Below are 16,680 nucleotides of genomic sequence, written 5' to 3'. Positions count from 1 at the left end.
GATTTAACAGGCAGGATGCTTGTTCCACATTATTTTACTACTGGAAATGTTGCAGGCATAGGTATGTAGCTATTATCGTTAATAACTACTCCTGGTGCAATGTTATTGCCAGCGCTTATAAACACATTACTACCAATTTTTACTTTCTTGACATATAATAATAAATCTTGCTTTTTAGGTTTGATTATATGGGAATAAATTCCAACTCCATGACCAAAAACGACATTATCACCTATTTCTAGTAAGCCTCTATCAGCTATTTCTAATTTTGGTGTCCAATAAACTTTTTTGCCAACTGATGAACCCCATAATCTTAACCATAGAGAAAACACTCCTGGTATTAAGCGTAATATTGCTTCAAATACAGGAAATGTAATATAAATAGATTGTATTTGATGACTTCCCCACCAAGGCGAATAATCTTTTCCACAAAGATAACTTATCTCTTCTTTTATCGGTAAAAAGTAATTGTGTATTCTATAAATTAGTAAAGGAAAGATATAAATTGAAAAGATTAGAGTTACTACGCTAATAATTCCGGTTTGATAGCAAATTCCTAGAAATGAACTCAATATCATTAGCATGACTAGAACTGGGAAAAAAGAAAGCACTGTACTTAGAAAAGTCATATAAAGATAATTAAAAAGGTAAAAATAGTTTTTGCGTTAAGTTAAGATTTGATACAATACCCAAAATTTCCGGCGCCTTTTCATGATGGCAATAAGTACCGTGTATTTTATCCCATATTTTGAAATTTGCTCCGTAGTTGCCACCATTGTAATTACGTGCGTGATGCCATGCGTGGTCTTGTGGTAAAATTAACCAAGGTGAAAGTAAACGGTAAATTATAGAATTTTCTTGTGGTGAAAATATACTATGGCGCCATAAGTCTAAAGCTGAAGTTAAACTGGCGCCGAATATATACCAAGTTGGATCTTGCAGTAAATAAATAAATAAAGAGTACACCCATAAATATAAAATTAAAAAGCTTGTCCACAAAGTATTGCGCGAAGTTCCTACTACATCCATCGTTGTAACAGTGTGATGTACTTTATGCACTGACCATAACCAAGGTGTGTGGAATAAACGATGATTCCAGTAGTACAGGTAGTCTACACAAATAAAGCTAAGACAGAATGAAATTAAAGGATGTAAAGCAAGTGTAGATTTTAAGCTGGGGAATAAGTAATGATAAAGTTGAAAAACAATCGTGATTTGTAATATAGGGATGATAATTCCTTGGAAAAACAACCCTATAACATCTAAAAGCCAATCTTGACGATTTTTGCTAATAATCCTGGTAATAATATTTTGATTAGCAAAGGTTAGAGATAATAATGTTATAAAAGCAAAAAATACTAGCATAGACTTATATATATAAAACCACAAAGGCACAAAGGACACAAAGAAGAGAAGAAAAGTTTTTTCATACCCAAAATTCTACGTTTACTGATTTATCAGGTAGTTTACGAGGGTCTTCTCCAGCAGTGATAGTATTACGGATGGACTCAACAAATACATGAATAGTATCTGCGGGAGTATTGGTAAATTGGGCGCCGTATTTTTGAATGACTTCTGATTGGATTTTTAAAGCTTCGACATCCTGATGGATAATATATTGAGCAGTCCAACGAACAAAAGGACGCGCGATTTTATTCCAAATACCATAGTTATATGTGACATCTGTATATACTAACGTTGAGTTTTCACTTTCTGGAACCGACTGACTTGTTATAAAAAGTTTCCGGTGTTTGCCCATATCGTATTCAACGCTGGTAATATTGGGCATGTGGAATGTATCTATATGATGAATTTGTGATGCTTTGCGGTTAAGAAAGCGCGCGAACCATCCAAGGTTATTTGTTTCATTCCGATATTGGGCAATAACAGAACCGTTTTTTCTTTCCACCAACATTTCTAGCTTTGAAAAGCGAGGTGTACGAAACACCCCAGGATGAACACTAACTGTATGGGGGATATCAATAAAATTTTCAGCGCAGTTAGTTACATTGTTTTGAAAACGGTTTATTACACGTACTGTTTCCCATCCTGGTTTTTGGTAATTTGGCATCGAAAAAGGTTTAAAATCTTCGGATGCGTTGTGTGATAACTTTACATACACAAAACCGTCTTGTTCTGTGGTGCTGTATGTGAGTGTTTGACGTGCATTACAAACGCGCGGGTTATTTCCTTCTGAGGGGATAGCTACAACTCTGCCGTTTTTGTCATAAACCCAACCGTGGTAAGGACAGTGTATTTGTCCTTGATGTACTTTACCTTTGGATAAACGACTGTTTCTGTGCATACATTTATCGCGTAATGCTACAGGTTCTCCATCTGGGTCACGGAATATTACTAACCACTCATTCAATATTGTACGAGAAAGAACGGTGTTAGTTCCCAGTTGCTTGCTTTCGCAAACTATATACCAAAAATCTTCAAATTTCATATTTATATTAAAAGAGATATTTCAATATCATTTGTAATTTGTATTTGACAAGCTAATCTTGCTTGATTATTTCCGGGTGCGAAGATTTCTAAGATTTCTTTTTCTTCTTCACTTGGAGGAGGAATATCTCCCTTTATAGATACAAGGCAGGTTCCGCAAATTCCTGTTCGACAACCAAATAATACGGGGGAATTTTGCACTGTCAGGTGTTCGGAGAGATTCTCGTATTTATTGAGATGTATCTCAGGATATTTTTGTTCAAAGGTGATTTTACAAATATTTGTATCCATTGTTATATATTTCTCTTGTGGAGCGGGCATCCCTGCCCGCCTTTGTATTTAAAACTTTTTATTGTTACTACAGAGATACAGAGTACACAGAGAAATTATCCTTAAACAGGCGCCTTTGATGAGGTTTTTTTAGACCAAATTGAGGGCTGAAGCTCATTTACATACTGCATATATTTTAGTAAAGGTTCATCTATATTTAAAAGGGCATTAGGGTTATAATTTATATTGTCGTAAATCATTCCATCTTCGTCTCTAAGGAAGTAATACGCAGCTTTTGTTAGTAAAAGTAATATTTTTGTTTTTAACCACCCAAATATACCTTTCCTTTTTTCTGCTATATATATAGGTTGAACGCGCGTTCCTTTTTCTATAGGGGTGTAAGCATAAATCATGTGTAATGGCGCCACAAATTTGACTTTCTTCATAATTGTTAAAAGACCAATACATCCATGTGCGTATCTCATTGTATATTCGTAATAGTTTCCTAAAATTTGCCGCGCGAGTTTTTCTCTAGAAGTTGTATTGGGAAATTCACCGCTGAGGGTAAAATCAATAATGTCACCTGAAGCATTTGCTTGTAAAGATAATTTCATATCGATGTTTAATTTATGTACTGTTTGTAAATGTTGAGCATCAATACCGTTCATCATACAAATGTGGTGATGGCAACGACGTTCAAAGGGTTTATCAAACATTGTCATTAATGCTTTACCTTTGAGCTCGTCAAATTCTACCACTCCTTCAAGCACCTGACTATCAGGATAAACCCAAATAAAGCCGTATTTTTCATCTGTACTGTAAGCTTGTAATTTAGCTTTAGAAGGAATTTCTTTTTGACAAGGTATATCTCGACAGTTTCCTTCACCATCAAATGCCCAATGATGGAAAAAACAGCGAATGAAGTTACCATTCACTTTTCCTATTCCTAGGTCGGTTCCTAAATGTGGACAATATGCATCAAGCGCGCGCACTTCTCCGTTTTGTGTGCGAAAAATGACGATTTTTTGTCCGCATAAAGTTAAAGATTTTGCAATGCCTTGAGGTATATCTTTACTTGGACAAGCTATATACCATCCTTTGGCTACTATGTTTGAGTTATTGAAGATTTTCATTTTTTTGTTTAATCTTGGTTTGATCTAAAACTGTTTGATTTTTTGTTTTTGATGTGCTAAATATTTAGAAATGTTATTAGATGCCATCAACGTCATTTCTCTGTTACTCTTCCATACATAATCAAGCTTTTCCAGATACACTTTATAAGACTCCATCGCTTCTGTATGTGTTTTATAGCTACGATGTAGTCCTTCACTTTCTTCAGTAAAACAGCGCTCCATCATTTCTTTTGCTTCGGCGCCGCTCATATTAAAGACTGGTGAACATAACATCTGGTATACTGCCTTATATAAAGCGGGGTCATACCAAAAGATGCCGTTGATAGCTACAGAAAAGTGATAATGGTCTTTTTGACAACCTTGTAAACCTAGGTTAGCTACTAATTTTTCAAATTGAGTTGGTGGTTTGAGACAATGAATCACGTCATGGGAGATAATTGTCGAACTGTTGAAGTGGAAACTCTCGTCCATGAAGTGATAGTAAGATATCTTGGCTGGTATAGGCGCCTGTTCTTGGTGGGGATGTTTTTGGTAATAGTTACTTAACTTGTGCTGTACGAGTTTGCCGTTGAGTGTTCTCACTCCCCGCACTGTAAAATACTGACAAGCTAAAAAGGTATTATCTGCCGAAAGTAACCCGAAAGCTTTTAATTGCAGTGAGTTCCATTTGCGCTTGAAGTAGTTTGTGTCGGCAAAAACCATCGTTTCCGTAAACGGACTCCGCATGGGATAGCTAAATATACGTTTGCCAAATAGTGCTGTTTCAACTTCCTTCGCTACCGTTTTGAAAGCGTTGATGTGCGCGCGTTCTTGGCTCGATTCTAAATCAAGGGTGTCACAAACTATGCGAAAATCTTCTTGGGCATAAAGTCCGGCTGCACTCGTTTGGTTAAAATATATAGTAGCAATTTCTGCGGAGATAATTTGCGAGTAATATGCTACCCAGTAAAGTTGATTTAAAATAATGCGTTGACTAGGAGTCGCTTGTTCCCATAAGGGAGTGCCATACATTAAAGAATATTCTTCGGGATTCCAGTATTCGTTTTTACAGTCTTCGTAACGAAAATCAGCAGATACAGCATCGAGTAGTGCAGTGTGGTCTTGCTGTTTGTTACGTTTATGGTTTATTTCTAGTCTAACTTTAACTTTTTGATTTTCTGTAATTGTATTCATAATCTCTTGTAGCATAGGCGTCCCGCCTGTGCGTTGTGTGTTGTTTAACTGTGTTCGGTCAGGCGAGACTGTGCGTTTTTTAACTGTGTTCGGTCAGGCGAGACGCCTAACCTACACTGGGGGGAGGGGTGTGAAAGAGGTACGCGCGTCTAGTTCCTGAACTATTAAGTGTGTTTGTGGGTTTGTCATTAAGCCGCGTAACAAGTTCAAACGACTGCTACTATGATATTCGGCGCCTAATTGTTGAAATACGGTGATTTTTTGCTGACGTGATAAACTGCCTAGTACTTGTTCGACTGCTTTCACAACTCCCTGTGGTCCAACTTGTACCATTTGCAGGAAAGATGCGAGTATTTCAATAATGGTTTTACGACTTTGATGTTCTATTGAAACTTGTTCGCATAACCTAACACCTGTCGCATGGTGACGACTCTCGTCTTCTAAAAAGCTTTGTAATACTGCTTTAAACTCTGTACTGATACAGTTTTTTGCCAAGTTTCGGTAATGCGTTAACCCCCATCCTTCGAGTATTACCTGTAGTACAAATATTAATACAGCTTTGTCGCAAGTTTCTGCAACATCAGCAAGTAGATGCAAAAAAGGGTTATTAGTACTAACTAGTTCAGGGTTTGGTAGAAAAGAACTTATAAGCGCGAGGTGGGTTACTTCATCTGCGCTAAATAACGCATAAAGCATTCGTTCTTCAGTGCTTTCTGCGAGCATGACCATTTTCGACATGTAACCAATACCAGCTTTTTCAATAAAGTAAGCTTCTTCTAGCAGTGTTTGGTTACAAAGATGTAAAATTTGATATTGCTCTTCCAGAGTGCTAGCAGTGAAAATATCAACTTTATCTAAATCAAAATGTTCTGCACCCCAATAAATTAAATTGTCTGTAATAGAAGGTTTTATTTTCCCAATTTTACTTTGCAGCGCTGAATCTAAGATTCGACGCAGCTTGTCCTCTTTAGAAGTATGAGGTATATCAAAACCAGCAGTTCTGTAATTCATAATGATAGATAAATACTTTCTTCTCTTTGCGCTCTTTGCGTACTTTGCGGTTCGTAAAAAATAACCGCAAAGGCGCAAAGGACGCGAAGGAAAGACGTTAATATAGTTCTTGCCAAGTACGGAACGCGCGCGGTTTTTGTGTTTCTGCGTGGTGGATAAATTGGATGATAGAGTTATCTGCTTTGGTTGGTGTTTTTAAATCAAACTTAATCGTTTGAAATATCTTGGTGTCACCTTTAGCAAAGTAATTACCTACAGCATTAGTTAAAGTTAATATTATTTGATTAAAGAACCAACCAAATAAACCCGCGCGCTTTTTGGTAATTAGAATCGTTTGTCCTTCAGTTTTTCCTCCTTCTAATAGTCGTAGGGTAAACATGATATGAAAGTGGAGGAAATCGGGACCAACGGTAACTACACCTGTACTTCCATACCAGTAACACATATTATATGTAACAGCATCTTTGTAAAAGGGACGAATTAGTTTGAGAAATAGAGAATCTTCTCCTCCTCGTGTGGTGTTATTAAAAGTAATAGCGTGGTCAAGTTCTTTTCTCTCAAAGACTATTTTTACAGGGAAGTTATGAACTGTGTTGAAATGGTGAGCATCGATAGCATTCACCATCACCACATTTGGGTGACAGTTTTTGATAAATCTTTTTGCTAAAGCACTATCGCATTCTTCATATTCTAACTCAGGAACATAAGGTAGAGGACTCGGCGCCGTTTTTCCAGTCCATACCCAAATCATGCCGTATTTTTCTGCTGTTTTCCAGGTATTTATTTTGACTGGTAACGCTTCACCGATACAAGGTACTTCAATACATGTCCCGTCTTTATCAAACTTCCAGTTGTGGAAAAAACAGCGCAGTGCGTTACCTTCAACTTTTCCCTCTGCTAAATGGGCGCCCATATGCGGGCAATAAGCATCAACAGCAATAACTTGGCTATTGTCACCTCGAAATATTGCTAAGTCCCGACCCATAAGAGTTATAGGTTTAACTTGACCTATTTTGAGATGACGTGAAGGTATTGCCCAGTACCATCCTTCAATAAAACACTCTGTATTATTAAAGATTTTCATCGACTTATAACTAAATCTGAAAACCAAACACGTTTACCAGCTCTTGTCAGGTTATCTTCGCTAATTTCAGTTAAACAAACTAGCTCATCACCTTGAATATAGCCAGGATTTTGCTTGGCAAAGAATTCGATGTGTGGGTCTTGTAAACGTTCTACAGGAATTTCTTTTAACTTATCGCGGAGAACGTAAGGATGCTGAAACCGAACTATTCCCGCTTTGTGTTTATAACACTCCCCAAAACGCTGATACCCTAAAAAGTGCATCAAGTCAGAGATATCTTTTGGTGTTGCTTTATCATAGCGTGGATAGAACTCTTGCCAAAATATGGGTAAAAATCGATAAGTTCGGAAACCACCGGAAATAAGCAGCCAATATAACTTACCGACAGGATACTCACGCCCTAATTTCTGAACAGAAGTTATCCAAGTTCGAGACAATGTAGAACTAGACCAAGCACTGGGGTCTATAATCGTATCACCAGAGAAAACTACATTAATATTCTCGCCTTCAAACTGCGTACTATATATTAATAGTGTGGAAAACCCTTTCAGTTCGCGCGTTTCGTCTTCAAGAAGAATAACCCAGTTTTTTTTGCTCAAGTCCGAATCAAAAACGTCTCGTCTAACTCCCTCAAAATGATTACCAAGCAACAAATACATGGCATCTTTTTCCGCACTTGATAAATATTCTGTTTTTAATACCCGGCTTTTCATAGTAGATAATGGTAGATAGCAAATAAAAATAATTCTGCTGCTCTATATTAACTACTGTAATTTGTTCTTGAAAGCAGTATATTAACGTATGTGGCAGTAATTGATCTGGCTACAATCAAGGGTGCGGTGCGTGACGCTACTGGATTATTGCTTCGTTTTACGTTTGTTGGTAGCGTCACGCACCCTACTTTGGTAAAATGATGGTAAATTTTGTTCCTTGTCCAAGGATAGAAGAACATTCGAGCTTGCCAGCGTGCTTTTCTATGACTTTGTAGCTAACGGCCATTCCCAACCCTGTTCCTGAACCAACGGGTTTTGTGGTGAAAAATGGGTCATAAATCCGGCGCCTGGTTTCTTCACTCATGCCACAACCATTGTCTATAATCTGAATTGCAACGTGTTCGTCTTGATTTAATGTAGTGATAATGATTTTCCCTTGGTAATCTGAATTTGTTTGCTTATACGCTAAATCGTGAATTGCGTCAATAGCATTGCTAATAATATTCATAAAGACTTGATTAAGTTGCCCAGCATAGCATTCAATTTTTTCCATAACTTCATATTTCTTCACAATTTGAATTGCTGGACTGTCCAATTTGCTCTTGAGACGGTTTTGCAAAATTAGCAGCGCACTATCAATACCTTCGTGGATATCTACTGCTTTCTTCTCAGCTTCATCGAGTCGCGAGAAGTTCCGCAGTGATAGAACTATTTGCCGAATGCGTTCGGCGCCTATTTTGATCGATGATAAAATTTTTGGTAAATCTTCATTGATGAAATCAAGGTCAATAGCTTTAATTGCGGCACCAATTGCAGGTACAGGTTCAGGATAGTGTTGGCTGTATAGTGAAACCAAGTTGAGCAAGTCTTGAGTATATTCGTCGATAGGATTGATGTTACCGTAGATAAAGTTAACGGGGTTATTAATTTCATGGGCAACTCCCGCAACAAGTTGACCCAAGGAAGACATTTTTTCGTTGTGAATTAATTGTGCTTGGGTATCAGAGAGTTTTTTTAACGCAATTTTGAGCCATCGAGCTTGGTTTTGCGCTTTTTTTGCCGCACAACAGTAACGGTGTTCGGACGCGCGCAATTCTGCCTCTGCTTGTTTACGCGCGGAAATATCTGTAATTGTTGATATCCACTCGCGTACAGTACCATCTTCTAATAGCACTGGAACCGCGTGCGTTTGCATATACCGATAGTTTCCATAAGCATCCATAAGTCGATGCTCAACTTCATAAAAGCTTAGATTATGCTTTGCTTCTTCCCAAGCTTGTTGAACGCGCAAACGGTCTTCTGGATGAACAGCTTGCAGAAAACCAACTCGCTGTAATTCTTCAACATCCTTGATTCGATAACCGGCGCCTGCTAAAGTATGAGTTAAATTACCCTCCGCATCAGTTATACAAACTATCTGAGAAGTTGCAGCAATCAACGAACGATAACGCTCCTCGCTTTGCCTCAATGCAAGCTCGGCTTGCTTACGATAAGTAATTTCTTCCGCAACTCCTAATATTTGTTTCGGTTGATTGTCTTCAGTATATGTAAATATAGTGTCGCGACTCCGGAACCAATGCCATTTATTTTGAGCATCTTTGAGCCGATATTCCAGTTCAAAAATACCATTTTCGTTCTTTGACTTGATAGAACTAAGATGTCGCATCATCACATCATAATCTTCAGGGTGGAGTAATAAGTGTAAACACTTATCTCCCATCGCTTCAATTTCTCTTAGGGAATAACCAAGTGTTTCAGCAGTATGTCGGTTAGTATAAACTGTCCGTTGGTCAAGTAAATCGAATATGTATAGAGAGTTTGGATTCGTTTGAGCAATTTTCTCATTAAATAGCTGCTGTTGCTTAAGTTCCTCTTCTACACGCTTAAGCTCGCTAATATCTTCAATAACTTTCACAAGCTCAATTGCTTCACCTTGTGAGTTACGAATAACGCTGACTGTTAACTTTACCCAAATAAGCGTTCCATCACAACGAATATAACGCTTGGACATACAATAGCTGCTTTGCTCTGTTGTCAGCAATTTTTTTTGTAATGGTAATTCGTTTAATAAGTCATCCAGATATGTTATGTCTTGGAACCGCATCGATAACAACTCATCCTCTGAATACCCGACTATCTCACAAAACTTTTGGTTCATCCGCAAAAGACGACCATTGAGGTCGGTATGAGAAATTCCTACCGCTGCTTCTTGAAAGATGACTCGAAATCTTTCTGAGCTTTGATGCAGCGTTTCAGAAACATCTAACTCCGCGCACGGCTTGGCGCCATCATAATTAATTTCGCTTTGTTGATTAACCGAATTTTGCTTTGCTTGTAACCATAACAGCGTTACTATCATTGCGTACATCAGAGCGAATGCACTTAATAGTACAAAATCAAGAGGACAAATAATCCCACTACTCAAATCAAAAATGTTTTTAGATGCTGTGTCTATTATTAACCGAATCAACATAAACTGTACCTGTTAAAACTAATTTAGTTAAAACATGAATATTTATAAAGAATGTGTATTGAAACACTTGTTACGATTTAGAGATGATAAACCAGACATCTATTGATGATGTCTGGAATTAATTATTTGCGTTTGTAGCTGAACAAATAGCTAACGCTGTAAAGTGATGTTAAGTTGATTTGTGTTTATTCGCGCTTGGTGGTAGACAGAGTAGCTCTATCTTCTAATCAACTGTATTAATGCTGAAAATTACATATACATATTCGCGCCTCAAAGTATCGTATAAATACTGATAATTTTGCTAGCACCCGTTGAGCGCGACAAATTTCGATGCGCTTATATTAATAGTTATAACTTTTCTTACACATATAAACGACTTTTAAAACCAAAATATACATTTAAAACTAAATTCAAAACTATAATTATCGATTTTATCTAGATAAAGGGCGCCAAATTCATTTATAGATCATTATTGATTGTATACAGCAGACAGATGTAACAATGTAGGATTGCCGGAACTAATAATTATGCAAAATGTAATATAAATTAAATCAATTTTATTCATATAGCCAGTCCTATAGGTAGATGCGTATTATGCAATGAAGCAAATAACAATGCGTGTACATACTGACTGATATAAGTTAAAATAACAACGATATTTATACATCACCCCCACAAATCATGACAACAGATAACTCCCAAAAAGGAAGTATCTGGGAGAGGCTAGAACAAGGTCGAAAACTCAAAGCAGCGCGCGGAGGATATGCTGGTTATGGTTCGCCACCTTTTGGTCTCACCTCGGTAAATGGTGAACTCGTTGAAGAACCGCACGAACAAGCTGTTATTGAGTTAATTCGTCGTCACCATAAATCTGGAAAATCTTTACAACAGATAGCCAACTGGCTAAACGAACAAGGATATCGAACTAAGCGCTGTCAATTATGGAAACGAATCTCTGTTAAACGAGTTCTCGATAGACTCTATGGAAAATCACCAAGAATATCTGAATTTAATTCTATCATAGATTATTCTAATGATTTTAATCAAGAGAATTGATGGATTAATATAAATTAATTTGGTACGCGCGAAAGTGTAACAGGGTGTGAGATATGCCAATATTTTTCTCGCTCTGTTTCGCTTTATCTATATATAATAATTTAAATTCACATTAAACCTATAACCTTCTAAAATAGTCAAATTTATTGATTTTGAAACAAATTGGACGTAACATCTCTAACAAGTGTTTAAATTCAAACAATTTGTACTAGCTGTAGTGCAATGGATACAACGGATATAACTTATATTTGTATGGTGGGCAGTGCCTATAGCATTTTTCAACCAAGTAAGGTACAAATTAAGTTAATAAAACTCTTGTGGAACGGGCATCCCTGCCCGTGATTGTGTACTTCATTTGTATAGGAACCGCTATATTACAAATTAACCATCCGTTACATCCGTTTATAATCCTTTGCCAGGTTTGTTAAGGACTGAAGTCCTTACTACGAGCAAAAATTAAACTTGTAGGCGTAGGTGTGAGCCATGTTGAGTTTTATTAACTTCGATGCGGGCTTGGAAAGCTTCTTTTAAATGTGGCATGTGCGTTACAGTCAGGATACAAGCGAAGTCGGAAGCTATGGCATTTATTGCTGCAATTAAACGGTCGCATCCTTCTGCGTCTTGTGTTCCAAAACCTTCATCGATTATAAGCATTTGCAGCGCGGCGCCTGCACGTTGTGCTAATAGTTTTGCTAATGCGAGTCGAATGGCAAAGTTTATTCTAAATGCTTCTCCACCTGAGTAAGTCTCATACGCGCGTGTTCCCCTAGCATCAGCAATGAGAATATCCAATGTATCTATTAACTTGGCGTTTTTCTTCGTGGCTTTACCGTTGCGTCCATACTTTTGTGTAACAAATTGTACGTGCAATTGATTGGCGCTCAAACGCGAAAGTAGTTGATTGGTCTCGGCTTCAAGCTGCGGTAATACGTTTTCAATCATTAGGGCTTGGATACCATTTTTACCGAAGGCTTGCGCTAATTCCTGATAGACACGATGTTGATGGCGGATTTGTTGAAGTTGTGTCTGCTGATCCCCGTACTGAGTTTGTAAGGTATCTAAGTACTGTGCTTGCTGTTGAAGTCGTCCTAAATGTCCAAGCTGTTCGTCGAGTTGACGGCGCCTGATTGCTAGTTGTGATTCTAAAGCTTGAATTTGGGCGCTTGGGTTAGCTGTTTGCTCTAATTGCTGGTTGATTGCTGCGATTTGCGTATGGAGATGCTGACGCTCGCCAGTACGCGCGGATAGTGCTGCATTTAAATCGTTTAAGCGCGTTTGCAGTTGAGGATGTACTTGTTGAGCATTATGCAACTCTTGGTAACGTATAGGCCAAGCTTGGGCAGTCCGTAAGGCAGTACGAATATTATTATGCTCGGTAGTATCGTAACCAATTTCAACGAGATATTTATCGGAAGCAGCAATTTCTAAAGCACATTCAGATTCTACCGCCTCTAACTCAATCCTTTGTTCTAAATCAGCTATTTGCGCCGCTAATTCTGGTTTACGTTTATCGAGTTGGGCTTGACGCTTCGCTGCATCTTTGATTTGCCCTTGTCTAATTTCAGCCCAACGCCATCTTTCAACTTCGTTACGCGCTAAAGCATGGTCTTGTTCGTCGTAGTTAAGGTCTTGCAGGTATTCATCTAGATGTCGCAATTCCTCTTGTTTATCAGGAGCATAATCTCCGAGATGTAACGCGCGTTCTAATTTTTCTTTTTCGGCACCAATTTGATCAAGTTGCGCTTCTGCATCGTGACTTGATTCTAATTGCGCTGCTAATTGTCCTCTTTGCTCGCGTAAATTATCGCTTTGTGAGAGTTTTTGCGATATATCGCGGTATTCCTGCCTTAAAACCTGAATTTCACGGTCAGAAACAGCCATTTGCTCACGAAACACCCATAATTGTCCTTCAGTGTCTTTGTATTCTACTTCGGTTTTACTAACAACCCTGTTCCAGTGATGTTCATCTAAGGGACGTTCGCACAAAGGGCAAATTGCATTCGGTGTTTTCAACAAATGTAATTTTTGTTCGAGTTCCCCTAAAAGTCGCTCATATTCTCGCTGTTGCGCTTGTAAACGCTCCATAAAATGGCGCCGTTCTTGACCTTTTTCTTGAACTCGTTGCAAATAAACTCGTGTTTTTTCAAGTTCCTCTATCTGGGTCGCAACAGCCAAAACAGCTTGTTGAATTTGCGGTTGCCGTTTCGACGCGCGCTGTAATTGATTTTGATTAGTTTCAAGCTGCTCAATACGCGCGACCAAACTTGCTTGTGCTTTATCGAGTTGACTTTGTAACTGTTGACGCTGCCGTAATACGGGTGCAACGCGCATTTGTAAGTCATCAAGATGTGTTAAATTAGTCCGTGCCAAACGTAATTTCTCTAATGCGGCTTCAACTTCACTCGATTTGTTAAGCGTTTGTTGAATATCGCGTTCTTGTTGCAGCAAAGCTTCTAATTGTGCCTGTGCTTGTTGTAACTGACGTTCTAAAGCCTGAATTTGCTTGTTAAGCTGCTGCTGTTTGGCATTACGTAGCTGCTGTGTACGGGTAAATTCTTGAAACTTAGTCGAAAAAGTTTCTTCCTGCGCTTGTAAATTTTGGTAATATTGATACCCAGCCTTAATATCCTTTTCTCGTTTTAATAATTCGTCTAACTTCGATAATTCGGCGCCAACACGAAAACGGTCTTTTTCCAAACGCGATAAGTCCTGGGTTAAATTAGCAAACGAGGAACGGACGAAACTAAGTTGCTCCTCCCAAGATTTGCGCTGATGTTCGATAACTTGTAAACTTTGCAATTGAACAGTTTCAAACTGCTGCTGCTGCTGAAGCTTGTTGAGTTCAGCTTCTAATGACGCGCGCTGTTGCGTGATAGTATCGCGATTTAACAGATGTCCTTTAATTGTCTCAAGTCCACGCTCCAACTCTTCAGAACGAGCTTTCAACTGACGCGATAATTCTTTTGCTCGTTCTTCGAGTTCGTCATACTGATTAAGTTTTAATAATTCCGCTAATATTTCTTTACGTTCAGCTGGACGCTTGAGCATAAACTCATCCGCACGTCCTTGTCGAAGATAAGCCGAATTAATAAAAGTATCGTAATCGAGCTTGATGTGGGAATGTATTAAATCTTGTGTTACCCTAACTCCTTTCCCAGTTAAAGCTTTAAAACCGGATGGCGTTTCAATTTGAAACTCTAAAACACCTGTTCCACCTCGACTACGAGTTCTAATGACTCGATAAATTTGTTGGTTTGCCTCAAAGATGAAATCAACCCGGACATCTTTACTGCCAGTATGGATAACATCATCTTCCGATGCAGCCCGACTTTCACCCCATACTGCCCAGGTTATAGCTTCTAATAGCGAAGACTTCCCGGCGCCATTTGAGCCACAAATACATGCTGTGTGCAACCCGTGGAAATCCAGCGTTGCATCACGATAACTCAGAAAATTTTTGATGGTTAGTTGTAGTGGAATCATCGAGTCGCTGTTCGCCGAATCTTGGTTTTGGTGTTTTTAATGAATTAGAACAAATATACATATATTCTGTTAGTGTAGCTATCTGTAACGCATGTTTCTAGTCTTTAATACCTCATTTTTACAAATGTTTACAATTTATTTGAAATTTAAGCTTTACAAATAACCAAACAAACTATTGTGACAGTGCAAAAAAAATTACTTTGGACAGATAAAAATAATCATTCAGCAATTATTAAGCACACTTGGCGCCGACTTACTTACCACTACCATACTCATCACTCAGCACTCAGCACTCAGCACTCAGCACTAATTAAAGTCCCGCAGATTGATATAACTCTTGGACGATAGCAAGAATTTTGGCGCCGTAGTTTTTGTCAGGAGACCAGCGACCCGATAATTGTTCGACAATTGGAGCAACACCGCGCGTAACAAAGCGAAATCTTGGGTCAACGACTTCTTGTGATAGCGGGTCAGAACTACCGTAAGCTTTAAGATGTTGAATGTGTGCCCGAACACCAATACGCGCGCTTTCAAACGAAGCAGTTTCCGAACCACCTCCAACTGTACCTAAACCAGCAAAGTTATTTTGTTGAGGCTTAATATCATCACTAAAGCGTAAATAGTTAGTTTCCAAACACATTTGAGAGAATGCGATGTCATAATTTACACCTTCAATTCCAGCTTCTTCGATGTAAAGTTTAGGAAGATCAGGGAACTGCACTGAGCCTGATTCATTTTTATTTCGCAGAAAAATATGTAATTGTACTTCTGAAGTTTTTCCAGGCGCCATAATTTCATTGATAGCTCCAGATGTTTGTGAAGATTTTAAGTTGAGAGTGCGGGTGCTGCTATCCCAACCGACGGAAACACCTAAAGCTTTCAGGTCAACAGCTTTGACATAAGTAACTTGTTGGTAGTTAACTCGATTTAGGTCGGCTTTAGATAAATCAACTTGTAACTCATCACCTAAATCAGTAGGCATAAAAGCACTACCACTGATTAAGATACCTTTAGCTGGGTAATTTTTACCGTTAATATTAATGTTGATAGATGGATATTCTGGTTCGCTTGGCGTTGCACTTGGGTCAATAACGCGACCCCAAGATATTAAACCTTCGGCAATACCTACAGCAAAATCACGGCGCCGACTTTGTAACAGTCTTCTATCATCGGGACTAGTTAAAAACCCCACTGCCATTACAAGTGAAGCAACTGAAGTTTGACGACAAAACGCTAGACCACCTGTACCAATGCTTGTATCAGGTTTAGTGCCTCGATTTGGAAGTTGGGAAACACCTTGAATTAATCCTAGCAATAACAGTTCAGCATTGCTTTTACGTTCATTATTATTCGCTATATAAAAAACGCTTGCACCACGAACCGAAGGATTAGGCGCCGCATCAGTTTGAATTTCTAACGCCACATCGCGCGCACCCGCACGAGCATTAATCCAATTAATCGTAGCACGTGCGCTTAAATCATCAGGAGCTGATAAAACCTGCCAATTTCGCCCCCGTAACTCAGAAACTATCAAATCCCGCAGTAAAATCATCTCGCGCGCTTCCGTTGTCCCCCCAGCGATAGTACCTGGGTCAATTCTGCCGTTTTCTCTACCTCCGTGTGCCGCTGAAATAAATATACGTCCCATTTCTCCGTATTTCCTTTGCTAAAATCATTATGTCAGGCGAACTAAGTTATATCATTTCAGAATTCAGAATTCAGAATTCAGAATTCAGAATTCAGAATCGTAACTCCTACCTCCCGACTCCTGACTCCCTTCCTACCTCCTGACTCCTGACCCCCTTCCTACCTCCTGACTCCTGACCCCCTTCCTAC

The 16,680-nt window shown here is 38.6% G+C and carries 14 protein-coding genes; 2 read left to right on the top strand and 12 right to left on the bottom strand.

All coding sequences use genetic code 11. The features are described 5' to 3' along the window. Positions 1 to 29 precede the first annotated feature (29 nt). The 10 genes from AC2JBO_RS23940 to AC2JBO_RS23895 form a co-directional block, all read right to left on the bottom strand. Positions 30 to 629, bottom strand: coding sequence for an acyltransferase (locus AC2JBO_RS23940; RefSeq protein WP_496956134.1), 600 nt, complete (start codon positions 627 to 629; stop codon positions 30 to 32). Between the two features lie 10 nt (positions 630 to 639). Then, positions 640 to 1,365 carry a sterol desaturase family protein gene (locus AC2JBO_RS23935; RefSeq protein ID WP_496956133.1) on the bottom strand — a complete coding sequence of 242 codons (726 nt, stop codon included), beginning with the start codon at positions 1,363 to 1,365 and terminating at the stop codon, positions 640 to 642. A 61-nt stretch (positions 1,366 to 1,426) separates the two neighbouring features. Then, on the bottom strand, positions 1,427 to 2,449 hold the full coding sequence (locus tag AC2JBO_RS23930) for an aromatic ring-hydroxylating dioxygenase subunit alpha (RefSeq protein WP_496956132.1): 1,023 nt from the start codon (positions 2,447 to 2,449) through the stop codon (positions 1,427 to 1,429). A gap of 2 nt (positions 2,450 to 2,451) precedes the next feature. Further along, positions 2,452 to 2,769 (bottom strand): 2Fe-2S iron-sulfur cluster-binding protein, encoded by a 318-nt coding sequence (locus AC2JBO_RS23925; RefSeq protein WP_496956131.1) that lies wholly within the window; start codon positions 2,767 to 2,769, stop codon positions 2,452 to 2,454. 71 nt (positions 2,770 to 2,840) lie between these two features. Next, positions 2,841 to 3,851, bottom strand: a complete 1,011-nt coding sequence (locus tag AC2JBO_RS23920; protein WP_496956130.1) for a Rieske 2Fe-2S domain-containing protein — start codon at positions 3,849 to 3,851, stop codon at positions 2,841 to 2,843. Between the two features lie 24 nt (positions 3,852 to 3,875). Next, entirely contained in the window at positions 3,876 to 5,039 is a 1,164-nt protein-coding gene (locus AC2JBO_RS23915; RefSeq protein WP_496956129.1) for a P-aminobenzoate N-oxygenase AurF, read from the bottom strand. A 96-nt stretch (positions 5,040 to 5,135) separates the two neighbouring features. Then, complete coding sequence (locus tag AC2JBO_RS23910) at positions 5,136 to 6,035, bottom strand: ferritin-like domain-containing protein (protein ID WP_496956128.1); 900 nt, start codon at positions 6,033 to 6,035, stop codon at positions 5,136 to 5,138. Positions 6,036 to 6,132: 97 nt separating this feature from the next. Further along, positions 6,133 to 7,119, bottom strand: coding sequence for an aromatic ring-hydroxylating dioxygenase subunit alpha (locus AC2JBO_RS23905; protein WP_496956127.1), 987 nt, complete (start codon positions 7,117 to 7,119; stop codon positions 6,133 to 6,135). Beyond that, positions 7,116 to 7,832, bottom strand: a complete 717-nt coding sequence (locus tag AC2JBO_RS23900) for a hypothetical protein (protein WP_496956126.1) — start codon at positions 7,830 to 7,832, stop codon at positions 7,116 to 7,118. The genes AC2JBO_RS23905 and AC2JBO_RS23900 overlap by 4 nt, the downstream gene beginning before the upstream one ends. A gap of 184 nt (positions 7,833 to 8,016) precedes the next feature. Next, positions 8,017 to 10,305 (bottom strand): PAS domain-containing sensor histidine kinase, encoded by a 2,289-nt coding sequence (locus AC2JBO_RS23895; RefSeq protein WP_496956125.1) that lies wholly within the window; start codon positions 10,303 to 10,305, stop codon positions 8,017 to 8,019. A gap of 681 nt (positions 10,306 to 10,986) precedes the next feature. Between AC2JBO_RS23895 and AC2JBO_RS23890 the strand changes: the two genes are divergently transcribed. After that, positions 10,987 to 11,361 carry a recombinase family protein gene (locus AC2JBO_RS23890; RefSeq protein WP_496956124.1) on the top strand — a complete coding sequence of 125 codons (375 nt, stop codon included), beginning with the start codon at positions 10,987 to 10,989 and terminating at the stop codon, positions 11,359 to 11,361. Between the two features lie 456 nt (positions 11,362 to 11,817). Here AC2JBO_RS23890 and sbcC read toward each other — a convergent pair whose 3' ends face one another. Beyond that, positions 11,818 to 14,844, bottom strand: a complete 3,027-nt coding sequence (gene sbcC, locus AC2JBO_RS23885; RefSeq protein ID WP_496956123.1) for an exonuclease subunit SbcC — start codon at positions 14,842 to 14,844, stop codon at positions 11,818 to 11,820. A gap of 177 nt (positions 14,845 to 15,021) precedes the next feature. Here sbcC and AC2JBO_RS23880 point away from each other — a divergent pair, with 177 nt between their 5' ends. Further along, positions 15,022 to 15,192 carry a hypothetical protein gene (locus AC2JBO_RS23880; RefSeq protein ID WP_496956122.1) on the top strand — a complete coding sequence of 57 codons (171 nt, stop codon included), beginning with the start codon at positions 15,022 to 15,024 and terminating at the stop codon, positions 15,190 to 15,192. On the opposite strand, the gene tftA is transcribed toward AC2JBO_RS23880, so the two are convergent. Next, on the bottom strand, positions 15,155 to 16,492 hold the full coding sequence (tftA, locus tag AC2JBO_RS23875; RefSeq protein WP_496956121.1) for a hormogonium tapered terminus morphoprotein TftA: 1,338 nt from the start codon (positions 16,490 to 16,492) through the stop codon (positions 15,155 to 15,157). The genes AC2JBO_RS23880 and tftA overlap by 38 nt on opposite strands. Between the last annotated feature and the right edge of the window lie 188 nt (positions 16,493 to 16,680).

This window comes from Calothrix sp. CBUCES-K 9914 (assembly GCF_059640475.1).
The sequence above is the reverse complement of the archived record's forward strand: the minus strand, read 5'-3'. Positions and strand labels throughout refer to the sequence as shown.

What these genes read in the sequence shown, in the direction of transcription:
- AC2JBO_RS23930 (WP_496956132.1), bottom strand. Translation starts at nt 2,449, where the DNA reads ATGAAATTTGAAGATTTTTGGTATATAGTTTGCGAAAGCAAGCAACTG.
- AC2JBO_RS23905 (WP_496956127.1), bottom strand. Translation starts at nt 7,119, where the DNA reads ATGAAAATCTTTAATAATACAGAGTGTTTTATTGAAGGATGGTACTGG.
- AC2JBO_RS23900 (WP_496956126.1), bottom strand. Translation starts at nt 7,832, where the DNA reads ATGAAAAGCCGGGTATTAAAAACAGAATATTTATCAAGTGCGGAAAAA.
- AC2JBO_RS23920 (WP_496956130.1), bottom strand. Translation starts at nt 3,851, where the DNA reads ATGAAAATCTTCAATAACTCAAACATAGTAGCCAAAGGATGGTATATA.
- AC2JBO_RS23890 (WP_496956124.1), top strand. Translation starts at nt 10,987, where the DNA reads ATGACAACAGATAACTCCCAAAAAGGAAGTATCTGGGAGAGGCTAGAA.
- AC2JBO_RS23895 (WP_496956125.1), bottom strand. Translation starts at nt 10,305, where the DNA reads ATGTTGATTCGGTTAATAATAGACACAGCATCTAAAAACATTTTTGAT.
- tftA (WP_496956121.1), bottom strand. Translation starts at nt 16,492, where the DNA reads ATGGGACGTATATTTATTTCAGCGGCACACGGAGGTAGAGAAAACGGC.
- AC2JBO_RS23915 (WP_496956129.1), bottom strand. Translation starts at nt 5,039, where the DNA reads ATGCTACAAGAGATTATGAATACAATTACAGAAAATCAAAAAGTTAAA.
- AC2JBO_RS23940 (WP_496956134.1), bottom strand. Translation starts at nt 629, where the DNA reads ATGACTTTTCTAAGTACAGTGCTTTCTTTTTTCCCAGTTCTAGTCATG.
- sbcC (WP_496956123.1), bottom strand. Translation starts at nt 14,844, where the DNA reads ATGATTCCACTACAACTAACCATCAAAAATTTTCTGAGTTATCGTGAT.
- AC2JBO_RS23925 (WP_496956131.1), bottom strand. Translation starts at nt 2,769, where the DNA reads ATGCCCGCTCCACAAGAGAAATATATAACAATGGATACAAATATTTGT.
- AC2JBO_RS23910 (WP_496956128.1), bottom strand. Translation starts at nt 6,035, where the DNA reads ATGAATTACAGAACTGCTGGTTTTGATATACCTCATACTTCTAAAGAG.
- AC2JBO_RS23935 (WP_496956133.1), bottom strand. Translation starts at nt 1,365, where the DNA reads ATGCTAGTATTTTTTGCTTTTATAACATTATTATCTCTAACCTTTGCT.